The organism is Nodularia harveyana UHCC-0300 (genome assembly GCF_034931085.1).
GTDB lineage: Bacteria > Cyanobacteriota > Cyanobacteriia > Cyanobacteriales > Nostocaceae > Nodularia > Nodularia harveyana.
Genome location: NZ_JAYGHG010000008.1, coordinates 151,645 through 171,282, shown reverse-complemented (window position 1 = coordinate 171,282; position 19,638 = coordinate 151,645). Strand labels below are relative to the sequence as shown.

General features: G+C 35.9%; 16 protein-coding genes and 1 pseudogene. 1 reads left to right on the top strand and 16 read right to left on the bottom strand.

The window, feature by feature from the left end; genetic code table 11:
• The 10 genes and pseudogenes from VB620_RS07970 to VB620_RS07925 form a co-directional block, all read right to left on the bottom strand.
• Positions 1 to 222, bottom strand: a pseudogene (locus tag VB620_RS07970) (IS4 family transposase); the annotation flags it as partial.
• A gap of 71 nt (positions 223 to 293) precedes the next feature.
• Entirely contained in the window at positions 294 to 1,244 is a 951-nt protein-coding gene (locus tag VB620_RS07965) for an FkbM family methyltransferase (protein ID WP_323195605.1), read from the bottom strand.
• Positions 1,245 to 1,310: 66 nt separating this feature from the next.
• A complete protein-coding gene (locus VB620_RS07960) occupies positions 1,311 to 2,435 on the bottom strand; it encodes a glycosyltransferase family 4 protein (protein ID WP_323195604.1) in 1,125 nt (374 codons plus the stop codon).
• 262 nt (positions 2,436 to 2,697) lie between these two features.
• Entirely contained in the window at positions 2,698 to 4,452 is a 1,755-nt protein-coding gene (locus VB620_RS07955) for a hypothetical protein (RefSeq protein WP_323195603.1), read from the bottom strand.
• A gap of 254 nt (positions 4,453 to 4,706) precedes the next feature.
• The gene (locus VB620_RS07950; RefSeq protein ID WP_323195602.1) at positions 4,707 to 5,771 is read right to left on the bottom strand and encodes an NAD-dependent epimerase/dehydratase family protein; all 1,065 of its coding nucleotides are present in this window, start codon (positions 5,769 to 5,771) and stop codon (positions 4,707 to 4,709) included.
• A gap of 15 nt (positions 5,772 to 5,786) precedes the next feature.
• Positions 5,787 to 7,085 carry a glycosyltransferase gene (locus tag VB620_RS07945; protein ID WP_323195601.1) on the bottom strand — a complete coding sequence of 433 codons (1,299 nt, stop codon included), beginning with the start codon at positions 7,083 to 7,085 and terminating at the stop codon, positions 5,787 to 5,789.
• 110 nt (positions 7,086 to 7,195) lie between these two features.
• Positions 7,196 to 7,819, bottom strand: coding sequence for a class I SAM-dependent methyltransferase (locus tag VB620_RS07940; RefSeq protein ID WP_323195600.1), 624 nt, complete (start codon positions 7,817 to 7,819; stop codon positions 7,196 to 7,198).
• Between the two features lie 103 nt (positions 7,820 to 7,922).
• Positions 7,923 to 8,987, bottom strand: a complete 1,065-nt coding sequence (locus VB620_RS07935; protein WP_323195599.1) for an NAD-dependent epimerase/dehydratase family protein — start codon at positions 8,985 to 8,987, stop codon at positions 7,923 to 7,925.
• Between the two features lie 15 nt (positions 8,988 to 9,002).
• Positions 9,003 to 9,497 carry a hypothetical protein gene (locus tag VB620_RS07930; protein ID WP_323195598.1) on the bottom strand — a complete coding sequence of 165 codons (495 nt, stop codon included), beginning with the start codon at positions 9,495 to 9,497 and terminating at the stop codon, positions 9,003 to 9,005.
• A 214-nt stretch (positions 9,498 to 9,711) separates the two neighbouring features.
• Positions 9,712 to 10,893, bottom strand: a complete 1,182-nt coding sequence (locus VB620_RS07925) for a glycosyltransferase family 4 protein (protein WP_323195597.1) — start codon at positions 10,891 to 10,893, stop codon at positions 9,712 to 9,714.
• A 261-nt stretch (positions 10,894 to 11,154) separates the two neighbouring features.
• Here VB620_RS07925 and VB620_RS07920 point away from each other — a divergent pair.
• Positions 11,155 to 12,215, top strand: a protein-coding gene (locus VB620_RS07920; protein ID WP_323195596.1) for an ISKra4 family transposase whose coding sequence is annotated in 2 segments (ribosomal slippage) — positions 11,155 to 11,311 and positions 11,311 to 12,215 — 1,062 coding nt in all. Because the reading frame shifts where the segments join, the coding sequence is not laid out codon by codon here.
• Positions 12,216 to 12,334: 119 nt separating this feature from the next.
• Here VB620_RS07920 and VB620_RS07915 read toward each other — a convergent pair.
• The 6 genes from VB620_RS07915 to VB620_RS07890 all read right to left on the bottom strand — a co-directional run bounded on the left by VB620_RS07915 (position 12,335) and on the right by VB620_RS07890 (position 19,633).
• Positions 12,335 to 13,462, bottom strand: coding sequence for a glycosyltransferase family 4 protein (locus VB620_RS07915; RefSeq protein ID WP_323195595.1), 1,128 nt, complete (start codon positions 13,460 to 13,462; stop codon positions 12,335 to 12,337).
• 229 nt (positions 13,463 to 13,691) lie between these two features.
• On the bottom strand, positions 13,692 to 14,393 hold the full coding sequence (locus VB620_RS07910) for a glycosyltransferase (RefSeq protein ID WP_323195594.1): 702 nt from the start codon (positions 14,391 to 14,393) through the stop codon (positions 13,692 to 13,694).
• Between the two features lie 37 nt (positions 14,394 to 14,430).
• Positions 14,431 to 15,684, bottom strand: a complete 1,254-nt coding sequence (locus VB620_RS07905; protein ID WP_323195593.1) for a class I SAM-dependent methyltransferase — start codon at positions 15,682 to 15,684, stop codon at positions 14,431 to 14,433.
• Between the two features lie 107 nt (positions 15,685 to 15,791).
• Entirely contained in the window at positions 15,792 to 17,270 is a 1,479-nt protein-coding gene (locus VB620_RS07900; RefSeq protein WP_323195592.1) for a hypothetical protein, read from the bottom strand.
• 128 nt (positions 17,271 to 17,398) lie between these two features.
• The gene (locus VB620_RS07895) at positions 17,399 to 18,259 is read right to left on the bottom strand and encodes an SDR family oxidoreductase (RefSeq protein ID WP_323195591.1); all 861 of its coding nucleotides are present in this window, start codon (positions 18,257 to 18,259) and stop codon (positions 17,399 to 17,401) included.
• 21 nt (positions 18,260 to 18,280) lie between these two features.
• A complete protein-coding gene (locus VB620_RS07890) occupies positions 18,281 to 19,633 on the bottom strand; it encodes a hypothetical protein (protein ID WP_323195590.1) in 1,353 nt (450 codons plus the stop codon).
• Positions 19,634 to 19,638: the final 5 nt, after the last annotated feature.

Here is a 19,638-nt window from a genome sequence, read left to right as displayed (position 1 = left end):
TATTCTTTTTCTTCTACTCTCAAATTTAATTGGCAAAGGTATCCCATTCGCTAACCTTTCTAAATTCACATTTTTAATTGACTGTAGGATGCTCACCAAAATTTGGAGAAACAGGTATTCTCTTAGACTCAATTGACTTTTTAAGTGCTTTTGATAAAATAGAGGTATTATTTTCATTAGATAGGTCTTATTGACAATTCCTGGCCTATCTTTTTTTACCATAAATCGTTACATTCTTTATACTGTCCTGTTTTCAGCCTTGTTTGTCGCCCCGTCAGCCTACCTACTTAAGTCTAAGGAATTAAAAGAATATCTGTTCCTTCAGGATTCTTGCTATTCTGCATATCATGAATTAGCTTTTCTAGATATTTTATTTCTTTAGGTTGAATCTCATTTAGGTTATCAAAATCTTCTTTGGTAATCAGATATTGGAAATACTCATTACATAAAGCAACAAACTTTCTTATTCCTCCATGTGCCTCAAGTCCTTGTGGCCAAACCTCCACCCAACATGGTACTCCTGCTAACCAAAGAGCTTTTCCGGATTCAATCACCTCACTTTCAAAACCTTGAGTATCACTCCATACCAAACCTACATCCTGCAAATTTAAACTTTCCATAGTTACCAATTCCTCAAGTGTACTCATCGGAACTTTCACATAATTATAAACTGGAGAGAGGTTACTAAATCCTTGTACTCCTTTTACTACACGAACCTCACTCCATCCACTATCACCTGTTAAAGCCATCTCAGCATACCCTGGTCTTGAGGATATGCCAATTTGGTGACAAGAAATAAGCTCTGTTAAATTGTTTAATTTTATATTCTGTTCTAAGAGTTTAAATGTTTCAGGAACTGGCTCACAAACTATACAATGTTTTCCAGTTTTACGAGCTAGAGGAATACAAGTAGCACCTATATTTCCACCAACATTAATTATCGCTTTGCTCTTTAACCAAAAATTATGATTTTTTCCCAGCCATCTTAAAGTTGCGTCTAAAGAATTAAGTTCAAATTTACCATAAAAAAATAAATGTCTACTCACAACATCACTTGAAAATACTGTCCACCAATTATCATCTCGTTGGAAAGTAATGAACTTGCTTTGCCCTTGTATAAAATGCCATGCCAGCTTCCTACGAGCTAAAGTCCGTTTTTCGAGTGACCATGACTGAAAAGCCAAGAAGTAATCCTTCAGAAGAGAGATATGAAAAGAAATTTTTGACCCAATCTTTAAAAACATGATTGTTACACTCCTTAAAAATAAGTCATATAAGACTTTAGACTGAAAATTATGATTCGCTCAAGCTTAGGACAATGAATTATATAGATTTATCGTAGTGATAGCAGTATTTTTCCATGAATAATTTCTGGACTTTATATAAGCACGCTGTTTTAAATCCTCTGCGAAATTTTTCTCCTCTACTAATTTAATAAGTAATCTTGACAATTCGCTCAAATCATCTAATCCAAAAGTTTCACCCCCATCACCTAAAACCTCTGGCAAACAAGTGATTCTAGCAGCCAAAACTGGACAACCAACAGCCATTGATTCACATAATTGAAACCCAAAACCTTCATATTCACTAGGGTAAACAAAACAAAGAGCTTCACCATAAAGTGCTGGTAAGTCTTCATCATCTACCCACCCTAATAACCGCAAACGGTTTGTAATTCCTAATGATTCTGCTAATTTGAAAAGAGTATCACGTTGTTGATCTTTACCACCAGCTAAAACTAATTCTACACCATCTAAGTTAGCTTCAGCAAAAGCTTTAATTAAAAAAGGAATATTTTTGCGTTTTTCCCAGCCACCAATATAGAAAACATAAGGACTGTTTAATTGATATTTATTTCTAACTTGTCCTCGATTTTCTAAATTTATTTCATCATGAAATTTATCATCAGCAGCTTCATAAATAACTGTAATTTTATTTACTGGTATCTTTAAACATTTGACAATATCTTGTTTTGAATACTCACTAACCGTAATAATATGATCTGCTCTATATCTAGCAACCCAATGATAAAATTTAGTTTGCAAATTAGCTAGATTTAATTTTTGACTCCCAGGTGAATTTTGCGAGTAATAAATTTGATCTATGGCATCATGTAATGTCAGAACACGGGGACAATCACTAAACCAAGGTAAACCAAAATTCATGGGACAATGTAAGATATCTACTTGATCTTTTTCACATTGTTTTGGCAACCAATATTGTTCCCACAAAATATAACGCATTGGGGGAGAAATACGGACTTGGTAACTATCTTTTGGTAATTTGGCTAGATGGCTTTCGTGCAATGGACTATCAGAATATAAAAAAAGCTCTATACCTAATGAAGATAATTCTACCAAAAGATTAATAGTATATCGGTTCCATCCTCTCAGTGTAGGAGAGTTTAAGAGTCGGGCGTTAAAAGCAACTTTCATGAAATTATTTTCCTGGACTATACAAACTCAATATCTGTAAAATTTGCATATTATCAATTAATATAGCGGTATGCACTTGAATGAAATACAGTCATAAGTCCTCTCCTTGCTTGCGGGGAGGGGGTTGGGGGTGGGGTTCTTGTATTTCACTCAACCAATAACCGCTATAAGGTTTACGGTAGACAATTCCAATATGAATTTCCAATGATTGAAATATTGAAATATTTTCTATGTAAGTTAACCCTTAATTTTTGTATTATGTTTAAGCAGATTTATCAAGTTTATTTTCCCAAATCTGCCAATATTGACCATCTTGCAGAAGTTTCCAACCAGCATTAAGGTATTGGGGTTGCTGAGTATTTTTTGATAAGGCTACATATTTTACTTGAAATTTTTTGAACGCCTTTACTGGGTCGGCAAGAATATCATCATAAGATTTTTGACGGCTTTGAAAACGCTCATCTAATTTTTTTGCATCTCGTACCCAAGGTCCCCAAGTTGTAGTTTTTAGTTCTATATCTTGTTTAGTAAGAAACGTTGAGCGGTTGATACCTTGAAGATAATCATTGAGGGCAATTCTGGCATCCCATTCAGCATTATCAACTGCTGGACTTAAATTAACTGCATATCCATATAAAGGACGTTGATTTTTTGTCATCACTGCAAAGTCAACAAAATTTTGATCACCAGCTATAACCGATCTTGGTTTTAGATTAACATCTGATTGATCCAATACCTGATTTTTGTACTTATGATAAATATTAGTTAACTCGACAGACTCTTTTGTTTGTGATGCTTCTACATATCTGAGCCAAATTCCAGTAGTAAGATAAAAGGATACTAGGGCGATTCCAGCAAATATAATAGGCTTTTTCCACAATTTACTCAATGATATAATTTCTAACAAAATTAGTATAACTAATAATGAAAGAATCGGTCCATAACAATATTTCCAGTGAAAATTCTGAATTTGTAATCCTGTTACTATTTGATGATTTGTTAACAAAATAGCTGCCGCCGCTAATGACCAAATATGAACTAAATCTCGGCGGCGAAATATTACCCAGAAAAAAGTCCCTAGAATTAAGGATAAAGATAATACTGGTAATAATAATTCACTAAAATGGGAAATAGGTAAAAAATTATCAGTTCTTGGTAGCCATTCTGAATTAGAATTATGCTTAATTAAGGAATTCATCACTACCTGTGGTAATCCTAATAATAAACCACCTATACCTATACTTAAATAGGTTTTACGATTTTTGATATCCAAGAGGATACCAATTACTAAACCTAATATTGCAGATGTCCAGAAGTAAAAATAAATGTAAAATAATAGACCCAAACTAGCTGCTGCTAATACAATTCTCATTCGTGTAGGCTTAGATAAAGCTAAATGAAATAACCAAACGTAAATTAGTAAATATGCAAGACTCATGCCTGGAGTAATAATACGCCATTGATCTAGTAATTGGGGATTTTTTTCCAAGACAGTACCTGGAATACCTAAAGCAACTTTACTAACAGTAATAAAGTGCTTGGATATTAACCAAGATGATAACATCTCACTATCAGTCATTAAAATGATGGTAGATCCTAATGATAGCCATGAGTTTTTCAGATATGAACGAGTTACTAAATACCATGCGATGGGAATACTTATACCAGCCCACAACCGCCAAATAATATTGATATATAGGGGGTTTAAATCAAGTAATTTCGTAATCATTACTCCCGGTATAAATTGCAGCCAGGGATACATGGTAGAGCCACCTTCTTTAAGTACGGGGTCACTTAAATATAAAGGATGATTGTGGTAGGCAGTAGTAGCATAGAACTGGTAAAGAATATCATCATTATCTACAAAGGATACAGGGTTTCCTGTTTCCAAAATCCCAACAATATGTGGCATTAGAGACAATATAATTCCAACAATTATGGCTAAAGCAATGGCAATCAAATCATCACTATGTAAAGTGATATTATTTTGAATTCGTATTGAGTATTTTTTAAGCATAAATTTAATGTCCTGTTTCAATGTCTGGTAGATTACTTGTTACTTATTATATTTGTCTTTCAATTATATACACATAATTTCGTTTAAAAAGAGTACTCCTGTAAGGAATCTGCTTAATGATCGAAAATTTTTGCTTATTTCTATCAAGATAGTCAACAGACCTAGTTACCCAAAATTTAGCTTTTTGAGTCTCTATACTTTTCATTGATTATGATCTCTTTGGTTGACTTGACAAAGATTAATTTACCTAAATTTCAAAAAATACTATTTAATATTGAGTGATGCTGATTTATCCAATCATAAATTTCCATGAGCGTAGTTTTAGCATCTTTTTTTGGCTTCCAGCCAGTAGCTTCCATGATTTTACTTGAATCAGTAATAAAAATAGGTATATCTCCTGGGCTAGTTTCTGGTACTGAATCAATTTGAATCTTTTTTCCGGTAATTTCCTGACATAGTTTAGTTGTTTCTAATAGTGATAGAGTGTTTATTAAACCACCACCCACATTAAAAGTTTTCCCTTTTAATATCCGCAAGTTTTCCAATTGAATATCAATTAAGTTGAGTAAATCTGCTATATGTAGAAAATCTCGAACCTGCTTACCTGTACCACCATAGCCAATATATTTTAAAGACCTGTCGAAGTAATGACAAGCCATCCATAAAGCAAACACACCTTGGTCAACTTTGCCCATTTGCCAAGGACCAGTTAATACACCGCAGCGATTTATTAAAGTCCTGAATCCATAAGCATCTGAGTATTCATTGATGAGTAATTCTGATGCTAATTTAGTTGCACCATAGAGCGATCGCCCTCCAATTAGAGAAAACTCTTCTGAAACCCCTTGATTCGATACACCAATTAAGGATTGTTCGTCTAAAAGTTGAAACCGTGTTTCAGTTTCCGTAAACTTCAAAGATGTGAGATTGGCAATAGGATATACCCGACTTGTAGACAAAAAGATAAAATCAGCCTGAGTTTGTCGTGCCAATTCCAGACAGTTAATTGTTCCTATAAGATTGGTTTGCAGGAGATAACCAGGAGAAGTATACCCAGCTAAGACTGATGGTTCAGCAGAACACTCTAATATTAAATCTGGCTGAAGTAAAACCGGATCTAAGTCTTCTTTATTTCTCACATCACCATGAACGAATTCAATACCAGCTTGTTTGAGTCTTGGTAAATTCAACTCAGATCCCCGCCGTTTTAAGTTGTCTAAAGCAGTAATTTTCCAATCAGGGTAACGTTTGGCTAACCCTAATCCTAAAGAACTACCTACAAAACCTGCTCCTCCTGTGATCAAAACTCGCCTTGTCATTTTTTTCTCTCACTTCTAATTTTTCAGTTGACTATAGCTATGATTATGTTTGCGGATATAATCACCTCTGGAAAGCAGTTTTTCTAGTAATATGGATAGGACTATAAACAAATATCTGCTCCCCATTTCCTTGATTTTTAATTTAGAAACTCCGGTTTTACGATTACTCCAAGCAATAGGAACTATTGCGTATGTATAGCCTCTAATTATGGCTTTTAGTGGAATTTCAACTGTTAAATTAAAATGATGTGATATCAAAGGATTAACGCCATCTATTACTTCTCTTCGATACATTTTAAAAGCGTTAGTGGTGTCATTGTAATCTAATCCAAACAAGATTTTCACAAATAAATTAGCTAGGCGATTTATGATTAATTTATGTTGGGGATAGTCAATTACCTTGCCACCTTTGATAAACCGAGAACCAAATACACAATCATAACCCTGTTGGAGCTTATAGTAATAATCTACTATATTTTCAGGTGCATCAGAACTATCTGCCATCACGATAGCTACTGCATCTCCTTGAAAGTTCTCTAACCCACAACGCACAGCAAAACCAAACCCATTAGGATAGTAGTTATTGATATAACGCACTCTATCATTTTCTTGAGTCAATGTTTGTAATAACTCTTCTGTCCTATCTTTACTATTATCATTGATTACTAGAATCTCATAATTAACCTCTTTTTTATCTAGTAGCTTACAGATTGAATCAACTGTACTTAATATGCCACCCTCTTCGTTGTAAGCAGGAATCACTAATGATAAAAGAAATTGCTTATTGATGATTAACGGTTTTTTCGATCCAGTATCAGCCAATCCAGGTTCTAATCCTTCTGGATAATAAATTTCCGATTCGTAATTACCTTGATTTTTTTCATTTTTTGGCTGTTTAGATTGGGTCTTAAATACAAGTTTATCACTAATCAAATAGTTGAGAGTAGCACTTAATACTACTCCTATTAAAGTATTAATTACATAGTTAACTCCCAACCAATCCAACACAGGGAACACAATGAAGATGCGAACAAAAACAGCCGCGCTGGCAGATATGTGGTAAAGGGGGAGTTGTCGGAATAAAACATCCTTAACTACCCAAGAACCACCATTCCAAACCCAAATTCGGTAGATAAAAAAACTGAGCAATAATGAAAGCTCAATAGAGATTAAATTAGCTACATTCCTTAAAAAAGGGGTGCTAAAATCCATTTCATGAATCAGCAAGAACATCAATAATAAATTGAATGTTGCTGCTACTCCACCCCCAACAATAAACCTAAATATCCGATGTTGTATAACTTTTGTAATCATGTCTATTAAATTCTTGAAGAACATTAGTTAAGTCTTGCGGAAAATTTATTGGCAATGAATATAATAGTGATGTCTTGGACTCATTTTCAAAACTGAATAGCAAATACGATTTACAAATCTTTAGCGAAGTAAGCAAGCTTAGTACCCACGATTCGCCGAATCTTATGCTTCTGTGCTGTCTCCCTCAGTGATTGAACTACACCAGGCCATCCCGGAGTAAAGTCATCCCACAAAATGCAGCCATCAGGTGAAACTAGCTCAAATGCAATTGCAGTATCTCTCATAACTGCTTCGTATTCATGGTTTCCATCGACAAGAACCAAGTCAACTCGACTTTTCCAAGGTGTAAAGTCAAATGTCTTTGAATCGCCAACTAACGAATGAACTGCTTTTCCAGCAATATGGTCACGAAATATTGAACCAACTATTGGATCAGTTGAGATATCAAGAGTGAATATTTCTGATTCCTTTGGACTGTTAAGTGCTAGATGGAGAGTAGTACGTCCATGACCTGTTCCGATTTCAAAACAGATAGGAGGCGATCGCACCTTAGTTATGAGGCAAATAGCAAATAAATCCCATAGTGTTCCAGCCCCTAGATCCTTGTTCCAATCGGCTAAAGTCACGCTAGTTTGCTCATCGGTATTTATGATATCTTCTAACCGGATTGGCAATAGTCCACCGTATAATGGCAGAAGAAACTCTTGTGCGCGGCGATAAAGTCTACTAATCATATAAAAACTCCATTTAGTTGATCAATTGCTGGATGACTATTTTTCATATTAGCGTCTCACCATAAATATGCTTAATTTTTTTGAGCGTAGCCTGTTTTATTTTCTATATCCACCGAGTAGTGTTACGGGTAAATATCTCTTGCAAAATATCCTGAACATTGTACTTCAAATTCCATTCAGGATAATGATTTTTGAACTTTTGGATGTTACTAATCCACCAAATATGATCTCCTGAACGATTTGTTTCAACATAACTCCAATCAAGTTTTCTTTCGGCGATTTTTTCACAAATCTTAATAGCTTCCAACATTGAACAATTACTAAATCTACTTCCTCCAATATTATAAACTTCGGCTATTCGAGGTTGTTTGTAGAAATGATAAAAAGCATTGACTAAATCATAGCTGTGAATATTATCTCTCACCTGTTTTCCTTTATAACCGTATATTTGGTAAGGTTTACCAGTCATTGTACATTTCATTAAGTAAGATAAAAACCCATGTAGTTCCGCACCAGAATGACTAGCACCAGTTAGACAACCTCCTCGAAAACAGGCAGTTTTCATATCGAAGTAACGACCATATTCCTGAACTAAAATATCTGACGATACCTTCGATGCTCCGAATAAAGAATGTTTAGATTGATCGATACTCATGGTTTCATCAATGCCTTGAAGATAAGGATGTGTTTCCTCAATTTCCCATCTTAATTCTTGTTCTATGAGTGGTAAATAATTTGGTGTATCTCCATAAACCTTATTAGTTGAGCAAAAAATAAATACTGCCTCTGGGCAAATTTGGCGAGCGTTTTCTAGTAATACTAAAGTACCATTAGCATTAACAGTAAAATCAGTGTAAGGATCACGAGCAGCCCAGTCATGAGATGGTTGTGCTGCGGTGTGAATGATTAGTTGAATATCTTTGCCATAAGTATTAAATACTTGAGCTATGGCTTCATGATCCCGAATATCAATGGAATAATGTGTATATTGATCTTGATAATCTTTTAGTAATCGCTCACGGTTCCATTCTGTAGAAGCATCCTTCCCAAAAAATTGCTCTCGCATATTATTGTCTATACCGACAACATTAAAGCCTTTTTCACAAAAAAAACGAACTGACTCCGAACCAATAAGTCCAGCAGAACCTGTTACTATGACAACGCTCATTGTTAAAAATCCTCATTATTTTGTTGATGAAAACTTGATGCATTTTAGAAGTGCCTCAAGTGCATGGGTGAAGTTAGGGTACAATGGCATCACGGAAAAAGGAATTGTGCAAGCTATAAATATTATTCCTATTCGTTTTAAATCCGCTACAACGGCTATTCTTGTCAAAGCAGCAGCAATCAAAAGATTAAAAATTAACATTGCGGCTAGATAAGCCTGGGGAGTTCTGCCAAATAGTTCAAACCAAGCACGTCCTATACTTAATGGCAGTAATCCATAATAGTACGTGAAATCAATTGTAGGTGAGTAACCTTGAGCTATTAAATAATCTGCTTTTAATGCTGCACCTGGATCTCCAAACATGAAATGAGCCAATGAAGCACTGCTGGGATATTGAAATGAATAGGACAGAAGAGTTACTATGGAAAAAATTGGCCAGATGCTCAAACAATTAAATTGATGAGTATTTTTGAAAAACCATTTATTTGAGATCGTATTTAAACTAGCCATTTATCTTATTCAACTTACTAGGAAATTTAATTATAGCAACCGCCAAGGTGGTTAGGACAGAAACAGATAGTGAAACCCTTGCAATTACGGAGTTTCGATCCTGTTCCCTGTTCCCTGCTATATGTATACAATACATATAGTAAAGATAGTAAAGGGAAATGATCTGTGAGATAATAATGAAATATAAATCCTTGATTTACAAGGGACAAGGATTTTATTCTTGATCACGTATAACGCCTTGATAAATTTTTTCAATTTGTTCTGTCGTTACCTGTGGACTACAATATTCTTCAATTAATTTTCTAGCTTTTACCCTCCTTTGTTGTTCTAAAGATGGATTATTTAATAATTCCACAGTCCTGTCAATCAAACCTTGATCATCTTCACAAATACCAGCGTGAATACCATCGACCGCCGGAATACCTTCTACACCATCAGAGTTGGTGACAACTGGTGTCCCCAAAGCAAAAGCCTCCAGGACTTTAACTTTTATACCACTTCCAGAAATAGGTGCATATAGCATCACATCTATATTAGTAAAATAGGGTAAAGTATCGGGGACATCTTGATGAATTTCTAAGTCTTCTATATCGGTGAATTTGTCCAGCACGTCTTTAGCAGAACGCCCAATAATCTGTAGTTTAGCATGAGGAACACGGCGTTTTATTGCTGGCCATAGCCTAGTTAAAAGTCTTTCAGCAGCAGTATAGGATGGTGTCCAATTAAAGCTACCAATTAGACCTACTATCGGTTGTTGATTAATGTCTTTTTTCTCAGCAAAAGGGTAAAGTGAGAAATCAAGTCCCAATGGCACAGTGTAAATTTCAGCTTGAGGATTAATTATTTGAATATGTTTATTGAGGCGATCTGATAAGGTAATTATTCGCGGAAAAGCTTTTAATAATTTCTTTTCAGCCCGATATGTAAAAAACCTTCTTAGTCTAGTTTGTAAAGATTGATTCTGCTCAAAAGTTCCATCTAAAGAAAAGAGGTAATGAATATTAATGACTGCTTTTTCTTGATGTTTAAGTCCTAACCAACCACTCCAAAGCTGCTCAAGATGCAAGACATCATAAGGTTTTGCTAGTTCAGCAGTCAAATCTTGTTGTAATTCAGGACTAAATATATAAGAATAAGGTCGCTGTATGGTTTTTATCTTCCCTATTAACCCTTGATTTTTACTAGGTATCAGATAGCATCGTAGATCATACTTTGGTGCAGGAAAAAGAGTTTCAGATTTAGCTATGTCTTCTAATGTATTACAAACAACAAATGCGGTTACATTATGACCTCTCTCCATTAAGCCTTTAACTAAAACGTAGTACCATCTAGCATCTGCTTTACCTAATGGTAGAGGTGGTGAATTTATGACCAGGAGAATTCTTAGCGATTTCATTGATTTAAAAAATAGGCTATTTTTTTAAGAGGGTGTTTGTTAATTTATACTAAGTATGATTGCTTAACCCCTGGGTAAAGAGACAACATTAACTTATTTTAATCATATCGAACTATGACTGGGCAAATTAACCTTCAAAACCTAGAATCTTCTGAGTATATCACCGGGGAGCATCTCAGATTTGCTAGAACAGATGAACTAGCAAGTGGGGGTGAAAATCAGCGAAAATAAAGTCAGAAACTAACCCCCACTCAATCAATCATGGAAGCAGCTAATCATAAAAAACTCCAGGAGCATCTACAAGCCATAGCCAAAATTCTATATCAAGAAGCAGAAACTGAAGAATTAGAAAGTCTATCTGGAATTGAAAAAACAATCAGAGCGCAGACTCTAGAATATATTGCGCCAGAATTAGGAGTTTTTTTATCAAAGAAGCAACAGGAACTGCTTCAGGAAGAGTAAGAATAATTAAAAGTATTCTGGGAGAGCTACCAGTCAGTGAGAAACAAGCGCGAAAATTAAAACTAGAAAAACATCAAAAAATCAGCCCTTACTTAGAAGAATGTTGTTTGAGAGCTAGTGCAAATGTCTCTTATGAAAATGCCGCCAAAGATATTTATAAATATACAGGTATATCGCTCTGTGCTAGCACACAACAAAGAATAGTTCAAAGGTATGAGTTTCCGGAAATAGAATGTGGACAACAAATCGAAGAAATTAGCGTAGATGGCGGTAAGGTAAGGCTGCGGACTGAAGAAAAAGGAGAGCCATGTATCTGGAAAGACCATAAAGCCATCTGCATCAACCAATCAATAAAAGTAGCTAGATTGGGTGAAAATGAAGCTTTAATTGATTACGTAAATCAACAGAAGTTGGCAGAACCATTAACTTGCTTGGGTGATGGACATCCAGGGATTTGGAAAATAATTCGACAATTTAATTGTCCTGGGGAGAGACGCGAGATTTTGGATTGGTTTCATCTCGTTGAAAATCTACATAAAGTAGGTGGTTCTCTCAAACGAATCAAAGCTGCTGAAACTTTTCTTTGGCAAGGAAAAGTTGATGAAACTCTCGCTCTATTCTCTCCAATTAAAACTAGAGCGGCTCAAAACTTTTGCCAGTATTTGTCAACCCATCGACATCGAATTGTCAACTATGACTATTATCAAACCGAAAATATTTGTTCCATTGGTTCTGGTGCTATCGAGTCTACCATTAAACAGATAGATCGCCGATTAAAAATCTCTGGAGCGCAATGGAATCAATCTAATGTCTCTCAAGTCCTCATGCATCGCTGTGCTTATCTTAATGACACGCTTTAGGTGCTGTTAGTTCTTTTGTTCTAACAAAGTTGAGATGCTCCCTGTTTGATGTCTTTGATATTGAATTTAAACAAGCTGATGAAAAAATTATTTTCAAACCCAGGGAAGGCATCAATAATTCAAAAAATTAATTGCTTAATAGCCTTAGCCATATCATCCCAGGTGTAAACTCTTAACTCCTGCGTAAGAGAAGATACTAAATTACTATAATAGTCCTTTTCCCTGCGCCATTTTTGCAACCGTGCTACTAAATCTACCGCATCTTCCGGGTTAGGAAGTAACAAATCTTGCAACTGGGGGGGATAGCGTTCTGCAACTCCAGCATTCGCACTGACTAAAGCAGGTATTCCACAACAAAGGGCTTCGTGTACTCCTAAACCATAGGCTTCGTAACGAGTGGGCGCAACTAAACAATCAGCCGCTTGTAACAATTTTGGCACATCAGGACGAAAACCCAGGAAATGAATGTTAGAAATACCAGCAATATCAGCGCGACTTTGCCATTCTCTTAATTCTGCACCCGCCCCAATTACTACTAAATCAGCATTCCAATCAGGGGATGTACATAACTTTTGCCATGCTGTGAATAGGGTATCAAATCCTTTACGGCGATCGCCTAAAGCACCAATAAATACTACAATTGCTTTATCTTCTGCCCATCCTAGTTGCTGACGCAGTGCAATTCTTTGTTCTGGTGTCGGTGGATAAAAAACTTGCGGATCTATCCCATAGTAGACTGTGTGCAGTTTTTGCTCAGGAATTGCTAACTTCTCCATCAAAACTTGTTTAGTCCGGTTTGAATTAACAATAATTACCCGCGCCGATTTTAATGCTTGCTTTTCTGACTCTAAAAACATCCGACGAGCAACATATGCTTTGAACTGACGCAATAACCCTGCTTGATTATCGGGTTGATAAGCCGCATGAACATAATGCACCCAGTTAACATCTGGCCATTGACAGTTACCACCATTGACCAAAACTCTAGCACCATTGGCAACTAGACGCTGTGCTAAATTGCGCCCCATTCTGTTTAGTAAAGGGCTACTAAGTAAATCAGAATTTCCCAGCTTTGTTACTCGATGAAACGTCACATTGGGAAATGCTAACAACTCATTAGCTACCCGATGAGCTGCTAAATGTACCTGTTCACCTTCTCTTGCTAAATATTCAGCTAAAGCAAAATTAGCCCTATCCATTCCCCCAGTTTTTACAAAATCACCTGTCACCAGCAAATAAGATTTCATAAAAGACTTTCACCTGTTGCATTAGAATCCATCAATTTTCACAAAAATATACCTTATTCTTCTTGATATAATTTTATATTATTGAGAATAAAGAACTGAGGATTAACGCTTTGCTGTTTGCGTGCGAACTGACAAGTCAGCGCTTGCGCTATCGCCATTACGAATATTAGTAAATATGTAGATAATGGATATAACTAAGGGCGGTGAAATGACTTTTGACACCAATGGCTTACTTTATACTCTCAAATCTAATTCTAAAGGCAGTCAACAGATAAGTCACCATGGATTTTAGAATCGACATCTTTGAACGTCCATACTTTCTACCAGACCATGCTACAGGAATCGTGGTGTACTTATATTTTTTTAATATGCTCTTTAAAGCAATTTCCATTACAATATCATAACCATCAGCAGTTGGTTTAATGTCATTCAAAACCGTTTTTCTATAAGCCTTGAAAGAGTTGGTTATATCACTACATTTTGTCTGGAAAAGCAACTGAAGAAATACGTTTCCCAACACGGATAGAAACTCTTTTGCCATTGAGGAATCAGTTACTTTTGCTCCAGCTATAAACCTCGAACCAAATACCATATCATTGCCATTTTCAATTAGCTTGATATATGAGATCACATCATCAAGTGAATCGCACATATCCCCGTTAAATGGAATAACAATATCTCCAGTAGCAATACTAAAACCTTTTCGTAAGGCTTTTCCATATCCCGGAGGATCTCCTCCTTTCACTACAACAACATTTTTGTGTGTCTTCTCAAAAGATTGAAGAATCTCCCAAGTGCCATCATTACTGTCATCAACTGCAACAAGTTCAAAGTCAATTTCACGTTCGGACAAGTATATATATACTTCTTTCATGGTCATTTTCGCATATTCCACTTCATTCTTAAACGGAATAATTAGCGATGTCTTCATAACCCAAAATCCTGATAACTAAAATGTTTTCCTAATATTAGGATTTATTATCTACCAATTCTTTGCCAATAACTGTGACAGTTGGATGTGGAATAATAAACTTGCCACCAGAGTTTAGATACTCTGCAAATTTCTCAACAAAGAAATCTACAAAATTCCAAGACAGAAGCAAGTAGTAATCTGGCTGCTCATCAATCGTATCTTCATGAACAATGGGAATATGGGTGCCGGGGATGTATCTACCAATTTTGTACTGATTTATTTCAGTAACACATTCCACCAGATCAGATTCGATGCCATAGTAATTTATCAAGGTACTTCCTTTGAGAGGCGCACCAAGTCCAAACACACTTTTTCCTTTATCAGATATCTGTTTGAGAAGTGAAATAAGCTCTTCCTTGTTTTCTTCCACACGCTGAGAAAAATTCAGGTAAGTTTGTAGTTTGTTGAGTCCACTCCGTTTTTCTTCAGCAATTGCATCATCAATTTTTTTTGTACTAGGAAAATCTGATTCCTCTCTACCAACATACAACACAAAAGAACCACCATGAATAGGATAAAAATCTACATCTAATAATCGCAGACCATATTGAGAAAAAAGACGTTTTAGAGGAGTAATTGCATGAATCATGGTGTGTTCATGATAGAAATGATCAAATTGCAAGTTTTCAATAATATCCTTTAGATATACACATTGAGTACAAAAAATTGTATTCTTGCCCATAACCACATCTAAGCCTTGTACAAAGCTATGAATATCTTCCACATGGTAAAAAACCGCAGTGGCAGTGATGAGATCGGGATATATTCCCAAGCGTTTTATTGCCTCACCACTTTCTTTATTCCAAAAAGCCTCGAAAACAGTGATTCCTCTATTTTTAGCCATTTCACAGCTTCGCTTGCAGGGATCTATCCCCAACACTCGCATACCATGATCTCGAAACTTAGAGAGTAGTGTCCCATCATTAGCACCAATATCAAGCACAAGACTGTTAAGTGGAATAGCAAATTTATCTATGGTATTACTCACAAGTTCACCAAAGTGGTTAACCACTGGCTGATTCAAGCCTGTGATATATGGATGATTCGTGAACATAGAGTTAACAGAGGGAAACTCTTGCAACTGTACCTGCCAACAATCAGTACAAACCAACATTGCAAATGGAAATGTTTGTTCGTTATCGAGATCATTAACAGCAGGAAAATCATTACCATTAGGCTGATTACCAAAATCAATAAACTGCTCCAAATTCTCACTATGGCAGTTCATACAACATTTATTTTTCATCATCTTTGAATACATCCTTTCTAGTAGTTGCCTTTTGTAAAATAAAAGTTAATCCGGATGGGACTAATAATTGAGTTTTAACAGTTTCCATATAATCCCATTTCTTGCTTCTAGTTTCGAGATTCATCGTCCCTTCGATAAATATCAAAACCTGTACCTATGTAATCTTTACTATAGTGTTGTTTGATAAATTCCTCCAATTTAGGAAAACTATAGTTTGTGTCTGTTCCTGATATCTTTGATATTGTCTCTACTTTAATAATGAACTTCGGCATTTCTTTTTCTAATTCTGTTATAAAATTCTTCCTCAAGCTCTGGATATAAGGGTTTGATACATGGTGGTAAAATTGAAAGTCAGTAACATAGGGAGTTGCAACCACTGCCTTTGATAGGAGCATAGCCTGGACAGAACCGCCGGCAATCCAATCCAAAGGTTGGACTTTATCATCTAGTGATAGATTTTTATTCAAGTAAGTTTCTATTTCCTCAACCCTTGTATAATAGTTTGTTCCTGAAAGCCACAATGGTTCACGATTGTAAAGTATTTGTTTAATAGGATGTACTGTCAACATCAAAGCTAAAAAAATAAACAAGAAAAAACGAATAATATTAGTTCTGCTTAACTTCACAAATGAGGAAGAAGTCAATAATAAAAGTGGTGTACACAAACAAGCAAAGTACATGAATGGCATCCAATGATAAATCCAAAATTTCCCCCCAATAACAACATACACTACATAAAGCAGTGTTAATGAAAATAATAATAATGCTAACTTCTTTTTGACTACAGATAAAGAACTTTTTAGGACCAGACCAACTCCCAACAAAGCAGTAATCAGCAGACCTCCAGTGTGCGATTGTTTCAAGGAATCAAAGGTATTGTATAGCAAATACCCCACAGTGCGATCGCTCTCCACAATAGTGAATTTTCCCGAAATCTCTCCGTAAAGAGGAATATAGGATGAAAGGATATTCCAAAAGGCTTCGATTGCCCCAATTTTCCACAGCCAGAGCAAAGGAATGACTAGGGTGATGATAAAACCGAGTAACGCAAAGAGTCCGCCAATTATACACTCCTTGATGATGGTTTTTAGAGAATTAGTTCTATTTTTAGAATGAGTGCAGTTATATATAATCATTGCTGGAAGACCAATGACTAGATGTGGTTTTATCAGTGCAGCAATAGCAAATAAAACTCCATTAAAAAAATTGATCAGATTATTTCGATGTAAGGGTGTACGCCCCGTAGTAATCAACAGAGCAGTAGCCATTGGTAAAATAGCAATTAAGTCTCTCTGAAGCATCACAAGGCTTCCAATTCGCAGGTATACGATCCCAAAAAGTAAACAACTTGTGAATGCGATGACTCGACCAAATGGTTTCATAATCAACCAAGTCACTGCGAATGTTGCAGTTAGCCAAGCTATATTAACTGCACTAAATGCCTGATCAGAGTAGCCAAAAAATTTTCCCACCGCCATGTGGAATAAATAAGAAACCGGCATATTAAGTTCAAAGATGTCACGGTAAGGTACAAAACCATGCTCATTAATTAAATATGCTATGTAGTGCATAAATCCTTGATCCATGAATAATCTCCACTTCAATGAAGATATAAGTAGGATCATAAAGACTATGGTAACCCATGTAAGGACTAAATATTTTACGAGAGATAAACCTTTGGAAAAATTCAAATTTAATCGTGAATTTTTCATTGTTAAACCCTTTGGATTGTGTATGAAGAGCAGAAAGAAAGATTATCCTTTAATGTACCGGGATAAACTTGAAGGGAATCATAGGTTGATGTCCCGTTGAGACGAACAACAGGAGGACGAATATCAGTTGAAAAATCTAGATTTACGGCTTTAATATAAGAAGTATCTAAAGAAAATGCCTCAGCCACTGCACAGGCATATTGGTATCGTGACAATGCTTCTGGTCCTACGCAATGAAAAATACCTTGGCTTCCCTGACAAATTATCTTATTCAACATAGCTAAAAGATCATCAATCCATGTGGGGCAATTGACAAGGTTCGCAAATGCTAAGAACTCTTGATTAGAGCTTAGTGCATCCCAGACTAAACTCACAAAATCTCCTCTAAATCCATATAGTTGGGCTGTGCGTATGATTGCATAGTCAGAGAGTTTTTCTTGGATTAGAAACTCAGAAGCTGCTTTGTCAATGCCATACTGAGTCGTTGGACAAGGAGAATCTCCTTCTTTCCAGAAATGATCATATTTCCCAAAAACGTAATCTGAAGAAAAGAAGATCATGCGAATTTTAGATTCAGAACAAATTCTAGTTAGCACTTCTGGTATGCCATAGTTTGTTGCACGAGAAGCTTCTTTATTTTCTTCACATAATTTTATATTCTTGATAGCAGCTAAATGAATTATCAGGTCAGGAGTTTGCTCATTGAAAATACGAAACACAGCAGATTCATCTCGCAAATCAGCACAAACGATGCCTTTATGCTCTACACAATCCACAGGTATAACATCATAACCGATACTACTTAGATAGCTAGTCATTTTCTTTCCTATTAATCCTGCTGCACCAGTTACAAGTATACGCATGAAAAATTTTCGGTAACCTTTTTATTTGTTTTTTAAAAAATCATTAGCAGCTACAAACAAAGCTGTATTTAGTAACCAAAACTCCATACCACCCTGACTCATAAAAATAGGATAGTTGAAAGTAATAGCCACCAAACCAATATCATAAGCAAAAATTAAACCACCCCACAGAGCAAAATCTCCCAATTTACGATTAATAGCAATCTTCCAGGCTGTATGGCAAGCAAAGTAAATAGCCAAAACATAAGCAAATATTAGTGGAACTCCCCCATCTAACAACCATCCTGTCCATTGAATTTCTACCCAAAGCGGTTGAGATACTAAATAAGTATTATCACCAAAATAGCTATTCATCATTCCCCAACGCCCTAAACCCGCACCTAAAGGATATTGAGGTAGTAAATTCTCAATGGTATGTTCTAAGAAATGGCCTCGGTTTTGATAGTAAACATCTTGAGCAGAGCCAGCAAATAAACTATTAATACGATCTAGAGTTGATTGTCCACCTACTGCGACAGCCCAAGAAAATGCACCAATGAATAAAGCAGTTACACTAGATATCATTGCAGTTGCACGGGCAATTTGACCTGTTCTCAACAACACTACTGCTAAAAACACCATAGAAACAGCAGCCAATACCAATATGGAACGGACTTGTGTTAAATAGATACAAAATAAACCAAGCCCACCACTAGCAATAGCTGAAAGTTTCAAAATTGGGTTTTTATATTTGAGCGCAATGACAACACCAAATAAAAGAGCATATAAGCCTGAACTTGCTGCACCCCCTGGTACATCACTTAAACCCATTGGTCTATATACCTGTGTACCATTGGCTAAACTTATCAGTAAATTATCCCCACCAAACTGACTATTCTGGATGACCGTGGAAAGAACGAATTGAAATTGACCAGGATAGTAAACCTGTAATACCCCAACAATGGCACTCAACGTATTAATGCCCCACATGATAAACATTATGCTTTCAAAAGCATGGGGAGTAATTTTTAGTTTTCTTACCCAAAATAAGGGACTAAGAATAGCCAAATACATAGCTCCTTGAGCTAATCCTGCTGTTATCGAATTAATATAAGGATGGAGACAAAACTGTAACAGCATAATTGCTATTACAATCATGGCTGGTGCAGTGGCGGGATGTTTATCTTTTTTTACCGTCGGTAGCAATACCAATAAAAGTAAACCTAGAGCAAAGGACGCAACCCGTATTGGCGCTCGTAAAAACGCACCTCCCGCAAATAAGAGTAATATTTGGAGGGCAAACTGTAGCACGATGAACGTATGCGCCCATGTCCAGTTTAGTTTTACTCCTATGGAAATGGAATTGAATGAGGACTGTGTTGTTTTTAAGGTCATTGATG